Below are 19120 nucleotides of genomic sequence, written 5' to 3'. Positions count from 1 at the left end.
CTGTCTACGACGATGCGCCTACCCAGCCACCCGTTGCGCGACGAGGTTGGCATCCCTGTTTTAGGACCGGGACCACAACTTCCCCAAAACCCCGCAGAGTGCGAACTCTGCGGGGTTTTTTCATTTGCAACCCAGTTCGTGGCTGAAAATGATCGAAACAGGGCTGATCGTGGATGGCTTGTGGGCCGCTCGTGCAGAAGAATAGAGCGCTACCATCCACCACTTGCCAAGGCCACACACCATGCAAACCTGTCTGATTTTGATCGATGCCCAAGAATCCTTTCGGCAGCGGCCGTACTTCACCCCAGCCACCTTGCCAGGATATTTGGACAAGCAGAATGCGCTGATTAACGGCTGCGTGTCGCGTGGCATCCCTATCGTGCGCATCTTCCATGTGGATGGCCCCAAGACGGCCGACAACGCGTTTGCGGTCGAATCCGGCCACATCCAGCCCATCGCAGGGCTGGCTGCGTTCGAGCCTGCGGCCACCTTCACCAAAAGCCGCCACAGCGCGCTGGTCGGCACCGGGCTGGACGTGTGGCTGACGGCCCACGGCATCCGCCGCCTAATCATCAGCGGCATCCGCACCGAGCAATGCTGCGAAACCACCACCCGCCACGCATCCGACCTGGGCTGGACGGTGGACTACTGCCTGGAGGCCACGCTGACCTGGGACATGCAGCACCTGGACGGCACCGTGCTACCCGCCGCCGACATCATGGCCCGCACCGCCGCCGTGCTCACCGAGCGCTTCGCCCGCATCTGCACGGTGGAACAAGCCCTGGCCGGAGCTGCTGAATGACGCACCACGTTGCGATTTTGGTGTTCGACGACGTAGAGGCGCTGGATTTTGCCGGGCCCTACGAGGTGTTCACCATCGCCAGCCGCGTGCATGGCCGCAGCCACCCCAACGACCCGCCTCTTTTTGCTACACAATGCATAGCACATACCGCAGACTCTATCTGCGCCAGGGCCGGATTACGCGTTATTCCGGACAGTACATTTTCAGCCTGCACCAGCACCGATGTATTGATCGTCCCCGGCGGTGTGGTCGATGCCGCAATGGGCTGCCCGGAAACGACCGCCTGGATTGCGGCCACCGCAGCCACCGCCCGCACCGTGGCCTCGGTCTGCACGGGAGCGTTCCTGCTGGCGCGCAGCGGCGTGCTCACCCACGGCCCGGTCACCACGCACTGGGAAGACGTGGATGATTTGCAGCGTATGTTCCCGGCCCTGCAGGTGCAGACCGGCAAGCGCTGGGTGGAACAGGGCCATATCACCACCTCGGCCGGCATCAGCGCAGGCATCGACATGTGCCTGCACCTGGTCGCAACGCTGGCGGGGCATGCACTGGCAGCGCGCACAGCCCGGCAAATGGACTACGCATGGCAGCCCCAGCCCTGATCCAGGTTCTTTTCGTCCTGCTGCCCAACAGCCTGATCCTCGACTGGGCGGGCCCGGCAGAAGCCCTGCGCATCGCCAACCAATGCCTGCTGGCGCAAGGCCAGCCGGAACGTTTTGCCCTGCAATTTATCGGGCCGGATGCCAGTACCGCCACCTCTGTGGGTGCCCAGCTCACCGGGCTGCAGCCCCTGCCCGACGCGCTGACCGCCCACCCCGCCACGCCGCACTGGGTGGTGCTGGTCGGCCTGCCCGGCACCACCATCGCAGTTGACAACGCCGCTGCCCGCGCCGTGCTGCACTGGCTGCGCGGCCTGCGACTGGCCACGCACCAGCTGGAGCTGGTGACGGTGTGCGCAGGCACCCTGCTGGCGGCGCACGCCGGGCTGCTCAAAGGCCGCCGCGTCACCACCCACCACCAGCATCTGGACGAGTTGCGTACGGTTGAGCCGCAGTGCGAAGTAGTGGCCAACCGGGTGTTTGTGGAAGACGCGCCGATCTACAGCAGCGCGGGCGTCACCACCGGCATCGACCTGGTGCTGCAACGCATTGCCGACACCTGCGGCGAATCCATTGCCGCGCAGGTCGCCCAGACCATGGTGGTGGCCTTGCGTCGCGGCCCGCACGACCCCGAGCTTTCGCCATTTTTAAGCTATCGCAACCACCTGCACCCCGCCCTGCACCGGGTGCAAGATGCCGTCAGCCTGGACCCGCGTGCGGGCTGGACAGTGCCACGCATGGCCGACATGGCCCACACCTCACCGCGTCATCTGACCCGTTTGTTCATGGAATACGCGCAGATTGCGCCCTTGCAGTACCTGCGCCGCATCCGGTTGGCCGTGGCGCAGACGGCGCTGCAGTCGGGCCACAACGTCAACCACGCCGCCGAGCTGGCGGGTTTCAGCTCAGATACCCAATTGCGCCGCGCCTGGCACCAATTGGGCTTGCCAGGGGCACCGTCGCAAGCCCGGCAACGCTGATTTCGACACCTGCAGACGAGTCACGTACGTGACAAATTCGCCTGCGTGGCCCAGATTAGCGGGCCAAACCCCAAATATGTCGCGAACCTAAAAATCACATATTGTTACGTTTGGAACAAAATTACCAGGCCAGTAAAGCCGCTGGTATTTTTTGGACCTACCGAGTGAACAACCCGACGAAGAACGCACGCGATACCGCCCGCCCGGCCTCTCTGGAGGGGGCTGCGTCTGAGGGTATTTTGGCCAAACTGCGGTTAGACGCCAAGACATCGGAACCCTACTACCAACAACTCAAACGCCAGATTCAGGCCCTGATCGACAACGGCGAGTTGCCTACGGGTAGCAACCTGCCGTCAGAACGCGTTATGGCCGAAGCCCTGCAGGTCAGCCGCACCACCATCAAACGCTGCTACAACGACCTGCGCCACGCCCGCTTGCTCAGCACCCACGGCCGCGGCGGCACGCAAGTGCAGGCTCCGCAAAAAATCCACCAGCCCATCGGCAAACTCAAAGGCTTTGCCGAAGACATGCGCGACCGGGGCATGGCGGCCAGTACCCAGTTGGTGGCCCATGACGTCGTGCAGGACCGCATGATTGCGTCCATCTTCGGGCGGCCATCGGTGAACCGTTTTGCCAAACTGGTGCGCATCCGCCTGGCCGACGGCCTGCCCCTGGCCCGCGAAGTTGCCTGGTACGACCTGGCGTTGGCCCCGCCCATGGCCGACTGGGACACCCGCGGCTCGGTCTACACCTTCTTGCAAGACCACTGTGGCTTGGACCTGACCCACGCCGAGCAAACCATTGAAGCGGTAATGAGCAGCGAAGCCGAATCCAAAGCCTTCCACTACCCCGCGCCCGCGCCCTGCCTGCTGCTCAAACGCAAGTCCTTCAGCAACGACAACCAACTGGTCGAATACGTTGAGAGCACCTACCGGGGCGAAGCCTACGCCTACCGCCTGAACCTCACGCCCTGATCCACGTCAAGCCACTCGGCTATTGGGGGTCAGGTGCGCAAAGGCACCGTCGCCGTACGAGCGCACCACCTCGGAGATGACGATATGGAAGCCTTTGTACCAGCGCACGTACTGGCGCTTGGCTTCCAGGTGATGCGGATGCTGGGAGAAGGCTTGCACGTCCTCCAGGCTGGCCCAGTAGTAGGTAGCGTTGCGGCGCTGGCCGCCTTCGGACACCCATATCTCCACGCCAAGGAAGCCCGGCATGGCGCGGGCCACCGCGTCGATCAGTGCGTCCAGGCGGTCAAACTCTGCGTCGTACTGGCCAGGTTCCCAGATGAAGGCAGCGCTGAACACCTTCCCTCGCCTTAGCGCAGCTTGGCCAGCAGGCCCGCGGTCGAGCCGTCCAGCCCGGACACATCGCCCGACTGCAGGCGCGGCTCGATGTCTTTGGCCAGCACCTTGCCCAGCTCCACGCCCCATTGGTCGAAGCTGTTGATGCCCCACAGCGCGCCGCTCACAAACACCCGGTGCTCTTGCAGCGCAATCAGCGCGCCTAGGCTGGCGGGCGTCAAATCATCCAGCAGCAAGAAAGTGCTGGGGCGGTTGCCGGGGAAGTTGCGGTGCCCGCCTGCATCCACCTTGCCAACCATCAAAGCTTGCGCCTGGGCGACCACGTTGGACAGCAATGTGTTGTGGTGCCCAGGCAGGCTGTGGCGGGCTTTTTTGACCGCAATAAATTCGACCGGCACCACGTCCGTGCCCTGGTGCAGCATCTGGAAGTAGGCGTGCTGGCCGTTGGTACCAGGCTCGCCCCATAGCACGCACGAGGTGCCAAACGGCAGCTTCTGGCCCTGCATGTCCACCTGCTTGCCGTTGCTCTCCATGTCCAGCTGCTGCAGGTAGGCAGGCAGGCGGCGCAGCGCGCTGTGGTACGGGGCGATGCTGCGGCTGGTGAAGCCGTGGAAGTTGCGGTACCACACGTCCAGCAGGCCCAGGCGCATGGGCAGGTTTTGCTCCAGCGGGGCGGTGCAGAAATGTTCGTCCATGGCTTCGGCACCGGCCAGAAATTCGCGGAAATGCGCGGCACCGATGGCAATTGCCACCGGCAGGCCAATCGCCGACCACACCGAATAGCGCCCGCCCACCCAGTCCCAAAAACCAAAGGTGGTGCTGATGCCAAACGCATTGGCCGCCGCCACATTGGTGGTCAACGCAGCAAAGTGGCGCGCCGTGTGGGTGCCGCCCTGCGCCTCGAACCAAGCCTTGGCCGAGCGGGCGTTGGTCATGGTCTCGGTAGTGGTGAAGGTCTTGGAGGCAATCAAAAACAGCGTGCTATCGGCTTGCAGGCGCGGCAGCAGCGCGGCCAGTTCGTGGCCGTCCACGTTGGACACAAAGTGCATGCGCTTGGTTGGCGTGGCAAACGCGTCGAGCGCCAGCGTGGCCATCAGTGGGCCCAGATCGGAGCCACCAATGCCGATGTTGACCACGTCGGTGATGGCAGTGTCGGCACGCGTGGCTTCGGCAAAGGCAAGCATCGCGTCCAGCGTGGCATGCACCTCGGTCAAATCATTTTTGATAGCAGCTGGTGCAGTTTTTGCTTGCGTTTCAGCACTTTTTCTTAATAAAAAATGCATCACCGCCCGGTCTTCGGTGGTGTTGATCTTGGCACCGTCAAACATCGCGTCGCGCAGCACTTCCACGCCGGTCTGGCGGGCCAGGTCGAACAGCAGACTTTGGGTGGCCGCGTCGATTCGGTTCTTCGACAGGTCGGCGAATACGTAGGGCGCATCCTGGCTAAACGCAGTAAAGCGGTCGGGGTCGGCGGCAAAGGCCTGGCGCAAATCCAGCGCCACACCGCTGGCAGCGTACTGGGTTTGCAGTTGCGCCCAGGCGGGCACGGTGTCACAACGTGGGCGGTGGAGTGCGTCCATTTTTAGTCCTGGTTAGGCGGCGAGCAGCAGTTTGTCCAATTTGATGGCATCGGTAACGAAGCCGCGAATCCCTTCGGCCAGCTTCTCGGTGGCCATTGCGTCCTGGTTCAGGGCGAAGCGGAAACCGGCCTCGTCCAACGTCACCTCTTCCAGGTCCATCGCCTGGGCGGCCTTGGCATCCAGCGCCTGGGTCAACGGGGCATCGCTGGCGGCCATCAAGGCCAGCAGGTCGGGGCTGATGGTCAGCAGGTCGCAGCCCGCCAGCGCAGTGATCTGGCCCACGTTGCGAAAGCTTGCACCCATGACTTCCGTCTTGATGCCGAAGCGCTTGTAGTAGTTGTAGATCTGGGTGACCGACACCACGCCGGGGTCGTTGGCGCAGGCATTGTCGGCCTCGACCCAGGCGGCACCGGCGGTCTTCTTAAACCAGTCGTAAATGCGGCCCACAAACGGCGAGATCAGTTGCACCTTGGCTTGGCCGCAGGCCACAGCCTGGGCAAAGCTGAACAGCAGCGTGAGGTTGGTGCGGATGCCTGCGCGCTCCAGCTCGGCCGCGGCCTGGATGCCTTCCCAGGTGGAGGCCACCTTGATCAAGATGCGCTCCTTGGCAATGCCCTCAGAGGCGTACATCTCGATCAGGCGCTTGCCACGGGCCACGGTGGCCGCCGTGTCAAAACTCAGGCGCGCATCGACTTCGGTGGACACACGGCCTGGCACGATGGACAAAATCTCGCAGCCAAAGCGCACGATCAGCCGGTCGCAGACCTCGTCCAGCGGACGGCCCTGGTACTTGGCCACGGCCTCGGCCAGCAGCGGCGCGTAGTCGGGCTTTTGCACGGCCTTCAGGATCAGCGACGGGTTGGTGGTGGCATCGGTGGGCAAGAACACGCCCAACTGCTTGAAGTCGCCGGTATCGGCAACGACGGTGGTGAACTGCTTGAGGGAGTCGAGTTGGGTCATGGTGTGTGGTGGTCGTTGTCAGAACCCAAAATAGGCGGGGTTCTTTCGCTGGAAACCGGGGTGCGCCAGGGCTTGGTAGGCTGCACGGTCCCGAATGGTACAAACAAAAAGAGACGCGGCAGCGCTGCGTGGTGCATCTTTTTGGTTACCAAGGTGCAAAATCTGTATGGCTGTGAAAACCCGGCCCTGGGGGCGCATGGGGGTAACTAGGTTACCAAACCAGCTTAGACCCCAGTTTGAAAGCGCCACAAGCGGGAAAACACTGATAAAAACCGCCTTAAAAAGATTTTTTGGCGGCCATATTTTCAGAAACCTGAAACTAAGTTACATTCGCGGTCACCCTTTTGGATGTAACTCTATGAGCTTTGATCTAGTCTTGTTTGGCGGCACCGGCGACCTCGCCTGGCGCAAGTTGATGCCCGCCTTGTTCCAATCTTTTCGCCACGGCACCCTGCCCGAGGGCGGCCGCATCATTGGTGTGGGCCGCGACGACCTTAGCCATGCGCAGTACCGCGAGCAGATCCAATCGCGCTTTAACAGCGTCGAAGAATCCAAACGCCCCAATGCCGAAGAATTTGCACGCTTCGCGGCCCTGCTGGAATTCCAGCGCATGGACTTGTCCAAGCCCGACGACTACGCCGCGCTGAAGTCGATTCTGGAAACCCGCAACGCCGACTCGGTAGTGATGTACGTGGCCACCGCGCCGGGCCTGTTCACCACCGTGTGCGAGCAATTGGCGGCTGCTGGCCTGAACAGCGACCACACCCGCATCGTGCTGGAAAAGCCGCTGGGCCACGACCTGGCCTCCAACCGCGCCATCAACGAGACCGTGCGCCGCTGCTTCACCGAAAAGCAGGTTTTCCGCATCGACCACTACCTGGGCAAGCCCTCGGTGCAGAACCTGTTTGCGCTGCGCTTTGGCAATGCCTTGTTTGAGCCGCTGTGGAAGCGCGAGCACATCGCCAACATCCAGATCACCATTGCCGAAGACCTGGGTGTGGAAAAGCGTGGTGCCTTCTACGAAAATACCGGTGCCCTGCGCGACATGGTGCAAAACCACGCACTGCAACTGCTCTGCGCCATTGGCATGGAGCCGCCCATCAACGCGCACGCCGATGCCATTCGCGACGAAAAGCTCAAGGTATTGCGTTCGCTCAAGCCCTGGACGGCCGAGACCCTGTCGCAGCACGTGATCCGCGGCCAGTACAGCGCGGGCAAGTCCAGCGGCGTGTCGGTGCCCGGCTACCGCCAAGAGCTGGGCGTGAACGCCGACAGCCAGACCGAAACCTTTGTGGCCCTGCGCACCGAAATCGCCAACTGGCGCTGGGCCGGAGTGCCCTTCTACATCCGTACCGGCAAGCGCCTGGCCGGACGCGACGCGCATATCGTGGTCAACTTCCACCAAACCCCGCACCCGATCTTCAACGCCCCGGTGGGCGCGGCGAACCGCCTGGTCATCAATTTGCAACCCAAGGACGGGCTGGAGCTGCACCTGCTGGCGCAAGCCCAGGGCAACCGCAGCCGCGCCGCCAGCCAGTCGCTGGCCCCGGTGCAGCTGGATCTGGACTTTGACAAACGCTTCGGCTCGGAACGCGTGGGTGCCTACGAGCGCCTGCTGCTCGACGTGCTGGACGGCCGCCTGAACCTGTTTGTCCGCAGCGACGAGCAAGAAGAAGCCTGGCGCTGGGTCGAGCCCATCATCGAACACTGGAAGAACGATGCCGCCGGCCCACGCCCCTACGGCGCTGGCACCTGGGGCCCCAGCGCCTCGAGCGCCATGATTGCCCGCGACGGTTACTGCTGGAGCGAGGAATCGTGACCCATGCTTGATCGCATCAAAGCTTCCCTCTCTTCGCTGGCCCCGGCGGAGCAGCGGGTGGGCAAGCTGGTGCTGGCCGACCCGCGCGCCTTTGCCAACCTGCCGGTCAGCGAGCTCAGTGACCGCGCCCACGTCAGCAAACCCACGGTGGTGCGCTTCTGCCGCAGCATGGGCTACGACGGACTGAGCGACTTCAAGCTCAAGCTGGCAGGCAGTGTGAGTGAAGGCGTGCCATTCATCCACCGCAGCGTGGACCTGGACGACAAAACCAGCGACGTAATGGTTAAGGTGATTGACAACACTGTCGCTGCCTTCCTTAAATACCGCAACGACGCCAGTACCACGGCGTTGGAAAAAGCCGCCGAAATCCTGGCCGAGACCTACAAAACCGGCAAACGCATCGAGTTCTACGGCGCCGGTAACTCCGGCATCGTGGCACAGGACGCGCAGCACAAATTCTTCCGCCTGGGTGTGCACGCCATTGCCTACAGCGACGGCCACATGCAGGTGATGGGCGCGTCCATGCTCGGCCCGGGCGACTGCGTGGTGGTGATATCCAACTCGGGCCGCACCCGCGACCTGATGGATGCCTGCGACATCGCCCGCAAGAATGGCGCAACCACCATCGTCATCACCACCAGCGGCTCGCCCCTGGCCGCTGCTGGGCATGTGCACCTCGCCGCTAACCACCCCGAAGGCTACGAGCGCTACAGCCCCATGGTGTCACGCCTGCTGCACCTGCTGATCATCGACATTCTGGCCACTTGCGTGGCACTGCGCATCGGCGGCACCACCTTGCAGCCCAAACTCCAGGAAATTAAAAATAACCTGCGTAGCAAGCGTTACACCTGATTTTCAGCACGAAATCATGCTCTGGCGCATATAAAACCTACACATATAGCTATTAAATAAATAGCATTATTCTGGGCGATACACTCCCCTTTTTTCACAAGGGAAGTCGCCATGAACCAAGAACTTTTCGACAAAGGCCTGCAGACCCGCCGCGAGGTGCTGGGGGCCGACTACGTGGACGCGGCCATCCAGAATGCCGACGCATTCAACCGCGACATGCAAGAGCTGGTAACCCAGTACGCCTGGGGCGATGTGTGGAACCGCCCGGGCCTGGACCGCAAAACCCGCAGCCTGCTGAACCTGGCCATGCTGACTGCCTTGAACCGTCCGCACGAACTCAAACTGCACCTGCGCGGCGCGCTGACCAACGGCGTGAGCAAGGACGAGATCAAGGAAGTGTTTTTACAAACCGCCATCTACTGCGGCGCACCTGCCGCCATCGACAGCTTTCGCACCGCCAAAGAGGTGTTCAAAGAGCTGGGGGTTTAGCGGCTTCGTCGCAGGCCCGCAGGTAGGCCAAAAAGGCCTCCAGCGGCATAGGCTTGGCAAAGTAGTAGCCCTGTCCAAAGGGCACGCCCATGGCACGCAACTGGGCGGCCTGGGCGGCGTTTTCAATGCCTTCGGCGACGACTTGGCTGTTGACGGCCTTGGCGATGGCGATGATTTCCGGGATCAGGCTGGAACGCAGGCTGGCATCTTCCATCTCGAACACAAAAGACTTGTCGATCTTCAAAAAGTCGGGGGCCACCCGCTTGACCATACCCAGGTTGGAATAGCCGGTGCCGAAGTCGTCGATGGAGATGTAGTAGCCGTCGGCCTTGAGGCGCTGCAGCTCGGGCACGATCTCCGGCGAAAAGTTGTATTCGGTGACTTCCAGCTCGACCTGCAGGTCGGTCCGACCCAGCGCCTGCAAGCTGGCGCGCAGGTGAGGTTCGATGGCATCGCGCTGCAGGTTTTGCGGAAAGAAGTTCAGCGCTACCTTGAAAGGCCCGCGGGCAGGCAAGGCCGCACCCAGCTCCTGCAGCGCCCGGGTGCTGACCGCCGCGTCAAAAGCCCAGGTGCGGTTGTCGGCAATCAGGGCCGGGATGAAATGGTCAGGGTAGACCAGTTGGCCCGCATCCACCAGCCGGGCCAGCACTTCGCAACCGATTGGTTGACCGCTGGCCAGGTTGATGATGGGCTGGTAGTGGCACACCACATTGGCCGGCTGGCACAGAAAGCGGATGCGGTAGGCCATGGACTGGAAATACCGGCAGCGCTGCGTTACCGCGCCCTGCACCAGCAGCCCCAGCAGCAGGCACACCAGGGCTGCCCCGGCCAGCACCCCGCCATGGCTATGGACCAGGTCTTGGGGCAGCAGTACCGACTGCACCGAGATCGGGCTGACACCCGGCAGCGTGGTGGTGACCAGCAAAGCTGTGCGGCCCGCGTCCAGATGCAGATGCGGGGTTTGCGGAGTGACCAGGCGGTCGGTCCAAACGCCACGGGCACTTTGGTACACCCGGGTGCGCTGGCTGGCACGACCGGCCCAGACGGCATCGGCATAGCGCTTACGGATGTCCTGGGTGGAGTTGGGCTGCATCACCACCTGGAAGCGCCCCCGCTCGACCAGGGCGGCGCGCACCGTGCCTTGCGACAAAGGCAGGGGAGCGTTCAGGTAATAGTGGCCTATGGAGCCCTCGATACCGCCTTGGGCAGCGGCGCTGGGGGTGTCCAGCAAGCCGATATTGGTGGTGCAGAACAACTGGCGCTGCGGGTTCAGCAGGCCAATGTCGCGCGCATAGCGGTGGGTGAACATCAGGCTGCGCAGGCGGTTCAGGTTGTCGGGCGTGCACACCGGGGCAAAAGACGCATTGACTTCGTCCAGCAGCAGGCTGAGATCGGCCTGCAGCTCCTGCATGCTGGCAATCACCTGTGCATGGCCGCTGTCAATGGCTTGCAGCCTGAGCTGCAAGGCCACCAGCACCACGGCCAGCGCCATCACAAGACCTGCCGCGTAGCCGCAGAGTGTGCCCACGGTACGTGGGTAACGCCCCATGAAGCGGCTCAGCCCGAACAGGCGGGTGCCGGGTACTTTAGGGGTCGCGGTCAGGCGCGCCATACCTGCCGGGTGCACTGGCCACGTGGGAGAACTGGTCCGAACTGCAAGCCCTGCATGTGTTTTACTCCAACAATCCGTGTAAATAAATTATGGAGTCATTTACGTTGCAATTTGTTGCAGTATGGGATGTGTACCAAATTAAATTGTGTGACAGCCTCAGCATCACCCGGCATGCACCACCACCAGCCATGCTGTGGCCTCCACCTGGCCAGGGTTACGGATAGCGTGCGGCCGGTCGGCGGCGTAGCGGGCGGTTTCGCCCTGGGCCAGGTGCTGCTGTGCGTCGCCCGACACTACATCCAGCGCACCGGTCAATAGCGTCAGGTGTTCGCGCGTACCGGCCTCATGGGGCTGCGACTCCAGCGCGCCACCGGGCTGGATTGCCAGGGCATACCACTCGAACTGGCCCGCCAGGTCGATGGGGCCCAAGATGCGCAGCTCGCAGGCACCGTCCGGGTGGCGCAGCGACGGCGTGGCATGGGCAGGCACCACGGTGATAGCGGGCTCGGCAGGCGGCGGGGCAGACCCCAGCAGGTCGCCCAGCGGTACCCCCAGTGCATTGGCCAGCCGCCAGACCACGGCCACCGTCGGATTGGCCTGGGCGCGCTCGATTTGTGACAGCATGGATTTGGACACCCCGGCCTTGCGCGACAAGGCATCCAGCGACAGCGCCTGCGCCTGGCGCAACGCCGCCAGGGTGTCGCCCACGCGGGGCGGCTCGGCACTGGCAGCAGAAACTTTGGGAGTGCGTGGGGCCATGATTATCCAATATATTGATTTATTGTTCGATATACAGCACAATTTCGTTTTACTGTAATTCGCATTGTGCATGAGGACATCCGCCATGGCGACCACCCAAAGTTTCTACACCCACCTCCAGCAAGAGCTGCAAGGCATCCGCGATGCAGGCCTGTACAAGGCCGAGCGGGTGATTTCCAGCGCCCAGGGGCCGCGCATCCAGACCGTGGCTGCCGATGGCTCCACCCGCGAGGTGCTGAACTTGTGCGCTAACAACTACCTGGGCCTGTCTAGCCATCCAGCCGTAGTGGCCGCCGCCGCCGAGGCCTTGCACACCCACGGTTACGGCCTGGGTTCGGTACGCTTCATCTGCGGCACGCAAGACATCCACAAGACGCTGGAAGCGCGCCTGTCGAAGTTTTTGGGCACCGAGGACACCATCCTCTATGCCGCAGCCTTCGATGCCAACGGCGGCCTGTTCGAACCCCTGCTGGGAGCGGACGATGCCATCATCAGCGATGCGCTGAACCATGCCTCCATCATCGACGGCGTCCGGCTGTGCAAGGCCAAACGCTACCGTTACGCGCACAACGACATGGTCGACCTGGAGCGCCAGTTGCAGCAGGCAAAAGCCGATGGCGCGCGCCACACCCTGGTGTTTACCGATGGCGTGTTCTCCATGGATGGCACCATAGCCCAGCTCGACATGATGCGCCGCCTGTGCGACCAGTTTGGTGCCCTGCTGGGCGTGGACGAATGCCATGCCAGCGGCTTCATGGGAGCCACCGGACGTGGCACGCACGAACACCGCGGTGTGTTTGGCCAGGTGGACATCATCACCGGCACGCTGGGCAAGGCGCTGGGCGGTGCATCCGGCGGCTTCACCAGCGCGCGGCGCGAGGTGGTGGAGCTGCTGCGCCAGCGCTCGCGTCCCTATCTTTTTTCCAACACCGTGGCCCCCAGCATCGTGGGCGCGTCGATCGCCGTGCTGGACTTGCTGGAGGGCTCCACTACCCTGCGCGACACCCTGACCGACAACACCGCCTACTTCCGCAGTGCCATTGCCGCGGCCGGTTTCGACATCCAAGCCGGCGACCATCCCATCGTGCCCATCATGGTGTATGACGCAGTGGTGGCGCAAAAGCTGGCCGCACGGCTGCTCGAGCTGGGGGTGTATGTGGTGGGCTTCTTTTTCCCGGTGGTGCCCAAGGGCCTGGCGCGCATCCGCGTGCAGCTGAGTGCGGCCCACACGCGATCGGATCTGGAGAACGCCGTGGCGGCCTTTACCCAGGCCGGGCGCGAACTCGGGCTGATTGCGGCATGAGCCCGCGTATTTTGATCATCGGTGCCAATGGCCAGATCGGCACCGAGCTCACCCACGCGCTGGTACAACGCCATGGCCCAGAGGCCGTCATCACCAGCGACATGGTGCCCAAAGGCCGGGTGCAGGGCCTGCACCACGAGATGCTGGACGCAACCGAGGCAGCCGCGCTGACCGAGGTGGTCGAACACCAGCACATCACCCAGATCTATCTGCTGGCGGCAGCCTTATCGGCGCGCGGCGAGCAGCACCCCAAGTGGGCCTGGGACCTGAACATGAAAAGCCTGCTGAACGTGCTGGAACTGGCCCGCACACACGCACTGGACAAGGTGTTCTGGCCGAGTTCGATTGCGGCCTTTGGCCCATCCACCCCGCGCGACCGCACCCCACAGCACACCGTGATGGACCCGACCACGGTCTACGGCATCTCCAAGCTGGCGGGCGAAGGCTGGTGCAACTGGTACCACCGCAACCACGGCGTGGACGTGCGCAGCCTGCGCTACCCCGGCCTGGTGAGTTGGAAAACCGCACCCGGCGGCGGTACTACTGACTACGCGATCGAAATCTTCCACGCGGCACTCAAGGTAGGCCGCTACACCAGCTTTCTGGCGGGCGACACCGCCCTGCCGATGATGTACATGCCCGATGCCATCCGCGCCACCCTGGAATTGATGGAAGCCCCCAGTGCGAATGTGCGGGAGCGTGGCGCGTACAACCTGGGCGGTATCAGCTTCACCCCCGTGCAGATCGCCGCGGCGATTGCGCGCTATGTGCCGGAGTTCAGCCTGGAATGCGTGCCGGACTTTCGGCAGGCCATTGCCAACAGCTGGCCCCGGTCCATCGACGACACAGCGGCCCAGCAAGATTGGGGTTGGAAGGCGGAATATGGCCTGGACGCGATGGTGCAGGACATGCTGGAGAATTTGCGCTCATTGGTGTGATGGCACACGGGGCGCGATGGCACCTATCTTCGTCGCGGGATACCTGGCCCCGGCTTAGCCGGGCCGTCGGTATCGCCCCCTGCAAGGGGGTTGGCGAAAGATGCGAAGCACTGCAGCCTGGGGGTGTGCTTATTCTCTTCCGTAATCGTCCTGCAGGCGAACGATGTCGTCTTCGCCCAGGTAATCACCAAACTGCACTTCCACAATCTCCACCGGCTCGGTGGTCTTGTTGGCCAGGCGGTGCACTTCGCCGATGGCAATGTCCACATGCTGGCCCAGGCCCAGCTCCAGCACCTTGTCACCCACCGTGACGATGGCCGTGCCAACCACCACCACCCAGTGCTCGGCGCGCTGGTGGTGCTTTTGCAGACTGAGCTGTTGGCCGGGATGCACACCGATGCGCTTGATCTTGCGGCCTGGTGCTTCAAACATGTTTTCATACCAGCCCCAGGGGCGTTCGGTACGTTCGATAGAGGCGGTGCGGGTAGAGGTTTGCATGGTGCGCATGTTCCTGAAAGCAAAAAAACCGGATTATCTGGAAATGATAACCCGTGAAGTTACGGTAAAGCACCTAGGTATTTTTATGTAAAAACAGCTTACAGCGCATGTTTTCTCTACGTAATTAGCTATATTTTTTGTAGCAATAAAAGAATGCAAGCAAATGCAAGGCTTAACCCGCAAATTGCAAATGCAACACGGTCAGCACCATCCGTCACAGACATCGGCGGTTGCGGCGAGAAGATCACCACGTCGCCCCACAGTGGTGGCGGACTCTGTAAGGAAGCACCATGACAATCTCTCTCAAACGCATCGCTACCAGCACCTTGATCGCTCTAGCCGCTGGCCCCCTTTTCACCACTTCTGGCATGGCAGGGACCGACGCAGTGGTTATTGCCAGCGCCGCCAGCACCATTGCCACCGCCAATGGCGACAAGGCTTTGTCCACCGCCGTAGCCAATGCCATCAACCAGTCGATGGGCGACCAGGTCAAAAACGTCAAGGTCTCCAGCAACGAAGGCACCGTGACCTTGAGCGGCTGGATCACTGGCCCCGACCAAGAGTCCCAGGCCCGCCGCATCGCGGCCAACGTGCCCGGTGCCACCAAAGTATTCAGCCGTCTGCGTACCTGGTCCAGCGAAACCTATAACTGATGAAGTGCGATCTGCTTGCCCTGGGTGGGCAGATTGCCTAAGCTAGCAATAACCTGTCCGCAGCCCAAGGAAACACCATGCACCGTCCTCTTACCCGTCTCGCCGCCAGCACCTTGTTGGCGATTGCCGCCGGCCCCTTGATGGTGGCCTCCAGCATCGCATCTACCAGCGACGAAGCCTTGCAAAGTTCAGCCCAGGCTGCCATCCAGCAATCGCTGGGCTACCAGGCCAAGAACATCACCGTGACCGCCGAAAACGGTACGCTGACTTTGCACGGCTGGGTAAATGGCGCACGCCAGGTGTCCCAGGCCCGTACTGTGGCCAGCACCGTTCCCGGTGCGGCCGACGTGTACAGCCACCTGCGCGTCTGGTCTACGTTTGCCGAGTAAAGCGCACTTTTTCAGGGATAAGTAACAAAGTGTCAGTACCTGTTTGAATTAAGCGAATCCCCTTGAATAACCCTAACAGCTACCGGTTTATCCAAGCTACCATGGATTGGGTGTAAATTTTTTATACCGCGCAGGTTCACAAGAAAAGCGACCTGTTCCCATCCACCTCGACGACAAGAAAGAGACACAACATGGCCATCAAATTCAACCGCCTCGCCTCCAACATCTTGCTCGCACTCGTTGCAGGAACCGCCATGGTGGGCCCCAGCATGGCCGCTACCGACAAGCCTGCCATGGCTGCTGCACCGGCGGACAAAGAGCTGAATGCCGCTGTCCTGGACGCATTGAAAGCATCACTGAACGATGACGCGGCCAAGCTCAAGGTGTCATCCAAAAAAGGGGTTGTGACCCTCAGCGGCTGGATCAACAACGCTGAACTCTCGACCCAGGCCCGCGAAGTGGCCGCCAAGGTACCCGGCGCGAAGAAGGTTTACAGCCGCGTGCGCATTTGGTCTACTGACGTAACCAAGTAACACCGCCAACCACCGGTCTGAAAAAAAAGCGGCTCTCCAGCCGCTTTTTTGATGGATACCATGCCGGCTAGTACAGCGTCTCGACCTCACTGGCCAGCAGGTAGCCTGCGCCGCGCTCGGTGACGATGAGCATCGGGTTGGCCGAATCCACCTCTACCTTCAGACGCAAACGGCGGATCTGCACGTCGATGGTGCGGTCGTAGACCTCGGCCTCGTGCAGGCGCGACATCGACAGCAATTGGTCGCGCGACAGCACCCGCTGCGGGGCACGGCACATGGCCCCCAACAGGCTGAATTCGCCATTCGACAGCTCCACCGACACGCCCGCGGGCGACACCAGGCGGCGGGTACGCAAATTCAGCTCCCAGCCCGAAAAACGGAACGCCCGGCGGCTGTTGTCACGCTCGGGTAAGGTGGCCTGCACCTGGTAGCGGCGCAGCACGGCGCGCACCCTTGCCAGCAGCTCGCGCGGGCTGAAGGGTTTGGTCACGTAGTCGTCAGCCCCCAGCTCCAGGCCCATCACCCGGTCGGCCTCTTCGTTGCGGCCGGTCAGGAAGATGATGGGCACGCTGGCGCGTTCGCGCAGGGTGCGGGCCAGTTGCATGCCGTCTTCGCCGGGCAGCTTCAGGTCGAGCAGCACCAGGTCGATGGCTTCACGGTCGATGACTTCGAACATCTCGCGGCCCGAGGCGGCGGCGCTGACGCGCAGGTCGTTGTCACCCAGGTATTCGACCACCAGCTCACGGATGCTCGGGTCGTCGTCGATTACTAAAATGTGCGGGGCAGTAGGGGTAGTCATCGTATGGAATCAGGCTCTTCGTGTTTCAATAAGTATCAACGATGGCCGTATGCTGACACAACAGAGGGATTCCCTGACTATGCAATGGATCTGGCAAAAAGTGCGGGCCAACGTGCCACGGCTGTGGATGGTGGCGATCAGCCTGGGGCTGGCGCTGGTGGTGGTGGCCGTGGTGGCCCTGACGCATCTGCGCGGCGAGGCTGTCAACAGCCAGTCGCGCGAACTCAGCATGCTGTCGCTGGCCCTGACCGATGAAATCCACCGCGAACTACGGGGCATGAATGCCGGCCTGCACGCCATGCAGGTCGAGCTGAACGAAGGCAGCCTGCCCACCGCAGGCACCGCCGCCACACGGGCCCTGCAAACCCGCACCGAGCTGATGGCCATGGTGGACACCTTGTCGCTGGTGGACCGCAACGGCCATTTGCTGTCGTCGTCCAACCCCAGCCCCATGCCGGACCAGACCACATTCATGCCAGGACTGAACCAGTTGGAGCCCGAAGCCGTGGCCGTCAGCCGCCCCTTTAACGACCCCGGCACCCAGATTCCGCTGGTGACGCTGGCCGTGCCCTTTGTGGATATGCTGGGTGCACCCGCTGGCTGGATATTTGCCACTATGCGGGCTGAAGCACTGCTGGGCGCGTTCTCGGTGGCATCGCCCGCGGCCGATGCGCGCATGGCCGTTTTCCGCCGCGACGGCGTACTACTGGCCGGTGGCGTGGTCAACAAAGCCCGTTGGGACGAAGCCACCATCGCCCGGCGCCTGGCCACCCAGCGCGCCACCGAACTGCGCCAACTGCCCGACGGCACCGAGCGTCTGGTCGCCCTGCACAGCCTGGAACGTTATGGCCTGGAAGTGGTTTTGACCCGTAACCTTGACGTGGTGCTGGTCGCCTGGCGCGAGGCTGCCCAGCTCACCGCCGTGGGCGTTGCGCTGCTGCTGGTGGTGCTGACCGCGTCGGTACACCTGGTGCTGCGCGCCAACCAGCGCCGCACCGCCGCCCAGGTGGCACTGCAAACCCAGCTGTCGCGGGCCAACAAACTGGAATCGCTGGGCGAACTGGCGGGGGGCGTGGCGCACGACTTCAACAACGTGCTGGCGGCCATCGTCGGGTTTGGCGAAATGGCGCAGGATGCCGCCGCCCCCGGCAGCGCCCAGGCGCGGCATCTGGACAAAGTGCTGGGTGCAGCCCTGCGGGGCAAGGCGTTGGTGGAGCGCATCCTGTCGTTTGGCCGGGGCGGAGGCTGTGCGTCTACGGTGTTCGAGCTGGAGCCCATCGTCGCCGAAGTACTGGCCCTGCTGGCCGCCACCCTGCGCCCCGGCGTGGTGCTGGAGCGCGGCCTGGAAGCCCCCGGCGTACTCATGCGCGGCGACCCCACGCAGGCCTTTGAAGCGGTGATGAACCTGTGCACCAACGCCATGCAGGCCATGCCCCACGGCGGCATGGTGCGGGTGCAACTGGTACGCCAGCAGGTAGCACAGCGAAGGGTGCTGTCGCACACCCAGTTGTCCGCCGGGCCCTACCTGGTGCTGACCGTGTCCGACCAGGGCAGCGGCATCACCCCCGAGGTGATGGAGCGGCTGTTTGAACCCTTCTTTACCACCCGGGGCGCACAGTCGGGCACCGGTTTAGGCCTGGCGGTGGTACACGGCGTGGTAGCCGAATTTGGCGGTGCCATCGACGTGCAAAGCAAACCTGGCAAGGGAGCCTGCTTCACCCTGTATTTTCCCGAATGCACCGATGCCGCCAGCCCCAGTCGCCCTGCGGCCTTGCCCACCTCCACCGGTGCGGGACAAGCCCTGCTGGTGGTGGACGACGAACCCACCCTGGTGGCGCTGGCCGAAGAAATGTTCACCAGCCTGGGCTACCAGCCCGTGGGCTTCACCGACCCGGTCGCCGCCCTGCAGACATTGCGCGCCGATCCGCAGCGTTTTGCCGCCGTGGTCACCGACGAAGTCATGCCCGGCCTGACCGGCATCCAGCTCACCGAGGCGATCCGCCAGTTTGATCCCACGCTGCCGATTCTGATGGTCAGCGGCTACGGGGGTGCTTCCCTGGCCCAGCGGGCCGCCGCCGCCGGGGTCTCGCGCCTGCTGACCAAACCCATGCAGCGCGAAGAATTGGCCGGGGCCATGGCCTTGCTGCTCAAGCCGGTGCCTCTGCCGGTCTGACAACAGCCCCAAGGCTTCTGCCAGAACGCACGTCCTCCAGAAACACCGCAGAACTGGCTTTACCAGACTGCTGGT

Annotated in this window: 20 protein-coding genes; 13 read left to right on the top strand and 7 right to left on the bottom strand. The window is 62.8% G+C overall.

What is annotated here, in order from left to right; translation table 11 throughout:
* Positions 1-241: 241 nt before the first annotated feature.
* From AC097L_RS13470 to AC097L_RS13455, 4 genes are all read left to right on the top strand, one after another.
* Positions 242-802, top strand: a complete 561-nt coding sequence (locus tag AC097L_RS13470; RefSeq protein WP_479586938.1) for an isochorismatase family protein — start codon at positions 242-244, stop codon at positions 800-802.
* Positions 799-1404, top strand: coding sequence for a DJ-1/PfpI family protein (locus tag AC097L_RS13465; protein WP_479586937.1), 606 nt, complete (start codon positions 799-801; stop codon positions 1402-1404). Before AC097L_RS13470 ends, AC097L_RS13465 begins: the two co-directional genes overlap by 4 nt.
* Positions 1386-2381 carry a GlxA family transcriptional regulator gene (locus AC097L_RS13460; protein ID WP_479586936.1) on the top strand — a complete coding sequence of 332 codons (996 nt, stop codon included), beginning with the start codon at positions 1386-1388 and terminating at the stop codon, positions 2379-2381. The genes AC097L_RS13465 and AC097L_RS13460 overlap by 19 nt, the downstream gene beginning before the upstream one ends.
* A 164-nt stretch (positions 2382-2545) precedes the next feature.
* Positions 2546-3355, top strand: a complete 810-nt coding sequence (locus tag AC097L_RS13455) for a GntR family transcriptional regulator (RefSeq protein WP_479586935.1) — start codon at positions 2546-2548, stop codon at positions 3353-3355.
* A gap of 6 nt (positions 3356-3361) precedes the next feature.
* Here AC097L_RS13455 and AC097L_RS13450 read toward each other — a convergent pair whose 3' ends face one another.
* Genes AC097L_RS13450 through tal form a run of 3 tightly spaced genes read right to left on the bottom strand, consistent with a single transcriptional unit; the run spans position 3362 to position 6228 of the window.
* Positions 3362-3691: an antibiotic biosynthesis monooxygenase family protein gene (locus tag AC097L_RS13450; RefSeq protein ID WP_479586934.1), complete on the bottom strand. Its 330-nt coding sequence runs from the start codon at positions 3689-3691 to the stop codon at positions 3362-3364.
* An 11-nt stretch (positions 3692-3702) separates the two neighbouring features.
* A complete protein-coding gene (pgi, locus tag AC097L_RS13445) occupies positions 3703-5268 on the bottom strand; it encodes a glucose-6-phosphate isomerase (protein ID WP_479586933.1) in 1566 nt (521 codons plus the stop codon).
* A gap of 12 nt (positions 5269-5280) precedes the next feature.
* Positions 5281-6228 carry a transaldolase gene (tal, locus tag AC097L_RS13440; RefSeq protein ID WP_479586932.1) on the bottom strand — a complete coding sequence of 316 codons (948 nt, stop codon included), beginning with the start codon at positions 6226-6228 and terminating at the stop codon, positions 5281-5283.
* A 358-nt stretch (positions 6229-6586) separates the two neighbouring features.
* Between tal and zwf the strand changes: the two genes are divergently transcribed.
* From zwf to pcaC, 3 genes are all read left to right on the top strand, one after another.
* Positions 6587-8047 carry a glucose-6-phosphate dehydrogenase gene (gene zwf, locus AC097L_RS13435; protein WP_479586931.1) on the top strand — a complete coding sequence of 487 codons (1461 nt, stop codon included), beginning with the start codon at positions 6587-6589 and terminating at the stop codon, positions 8045-8047.
* 3 nt (positions 8048-8050) lie between these two features.
* Positions 8051-8899, top strand: coding sequence for a MurR/RpiR family transcriptional regulator (locus AC097L_RS13430; RefSeq protein ID WP_479586930.1), 849 nt, complete (start codon positions 8051-8053; stop codon positions 8897-8899).
* Positions 8900-9010: 111 nt separating this feature from the next.
* On the top strand, positions 9011-9388 hold the full coding sequence (pcaC, locus tag AC097L_RS13425; protein WP_479586929.1) for a 4-carboxymuconolactone decarboxylase: 378 nt from the start codon (positions 9011-9013) through the stop codon (positions 9386-9388).
* Here pcaC and AC097L_RS13420 read toward each other — a convergent pair.
* Both AC097L_RS13420 and AC097L_RS13415 read right to left on the bottom strand, forming a co-directional pair.
* Positions 9369-11000, bottom strand: a complete 1632-nt coding sequence (locus AC097L_RS13420) for an EAL domain-containing protein (RefSeq protein WP_479586928.1) — start codon at positions 10998-11000, stop codon at positions 9369-9371. The two genes, pcaC and AC097L_RS13420, sit on opposite strands and share 20 nt — an antisense overlap.
* Before the next feature lie 162 nt (positions 11001-11162).
* On the bottom strand, positions 11163-11759 hold the full coding sequence (locus AC097L_RS13415) for a helix-turn-helix domain-containing protein (RefSeq protein WP_479586927.1): 597 nt from the start codon (positions 11757-11759) through the stop codon (positions 11163-11165).
* 85 nt (positions 11760-11844) lie between these two features.
* On the opposite strand from AC097L_RS13415, the gene kbl reads away from it, so the two are divergent.
* Positions 11845-13062, top strand: coding sequence for a glycine C-acetyltransferase (gene kbl, locus AC097L_RS13410; protein ID WP_479586926.1), 1218 nt, complete (start codon positions 11845-11847; stop codon positions 13060-13062).
* Positions 13059-14000, top strand: a complete 942-nt coding sequence (locus tag AC097L_RS13405) for an NAD-dependent epimerase/dehydratase family protein (protein ID WP_479586925.1) — start codon at positions 13059-13061, stop codon at positions 13998-14000. Before kbl ends, AC097L_RS13405 begins: the two co-directional genes overlap by 4 nt.
* A 129-nt stretch (positions 14001-14129) precedes the next feature.
* Here the strand turns inward: AC097L_RS13405 and AC097L_RS13400 are convergent, their stop codons facing one another.
* Positions 14130-14498: a phosphomannose isomerase type II C-terminal cupin domain gene (locus tag AC097L_RS13400; RefSeq protein ID WP_479586924.1), complete on the bottom strand. Its 369-nt coding sequence runs from the start codon at positions 14496-14498 to the stop codon at positions 14130-14132.
* Between the two features lie 290 nt (positions 14499-14788).
* Here AC097L_RS13400 and AC097L_RS13395 point away from each other — a divergent pair, with 290 nt between their 5' ends.
* The 3 genes from AC097L_RS13395 (at position 14789) to AC097L_RS13385 (ending at position 16073) form a co-directional block, all read left to right on the top strand.
* Positions 14789-15151 carry a BON domain-containing protein gene (locus tag AC097L_RS13395; protein ID WP_479586923.1) on the top strand — a complete coding sequence of 121 codons (363 nt, stop codon included), beginning with the start codon at positions 14789-14791 and terminating at the stop codon, positions 15149-15151.
* A 77-nt stretch (positions 15152-15228) separates the two neighbouring features.
* Positions 15229-15540, top strand: a complete 312-nt coding sequence (locus tag AC097L_RS13390; RefSeq protein WP_479586922.1) for a BON domain-containing protein — start codon at positions 15229-15231, stop codon at positions 15538-15540.
* Between the two features lie 191 nt (positions 15541-15731).
* Positions 15732-16073 carry a BON domain-containing protein gene (locus AC097L_RS13385; protein WP_479586921.1) on the top strand — a complete coding sequence of 114 codons (342 nt, stop codon included), beginning with the start codon at positions 15732-15734 and terminating at the stop codon, positions 16071-16073.
* Positions 16074-16140: 67 nt separating this feature from the next.
* On the opposite strand, the gene AC097L_RS13380 is transcribed toward AC097L_RS13385, so the two are convergent.
* Entirely contained in the window at positions 16141-16872 is a 732-nt protein-coding gene (locus AC097L_RS13380; RefSeq protein ID WP_295953789.1) for a response regulator, read from the bottom strand.
* 79 nt (positions 16873-16951) lie between these two features.
* Between AC097L_RS13380 and AC097L_RS13375 the strand changes: the two genes are divergently transcribed.
* Entirely contained in the window at positions 16952-19045 is a 2094-nt protein-coding gene (locus tag AC097L_RS13375) for an ATP-binding protein (protein ID WP_479586920.1), read from the top strand.
* Positions 19046-19120 lie beyond the last annotated feature (75 nt).

This window comes from Rhodoferax sp. RT5P35 (assembly GCF_056521385.1).
The sequence above is the reverse complement of the archived record's forward strand: the minus strand, read 5'-3'. Positions and strand labels throughout refer to the sequence as shown.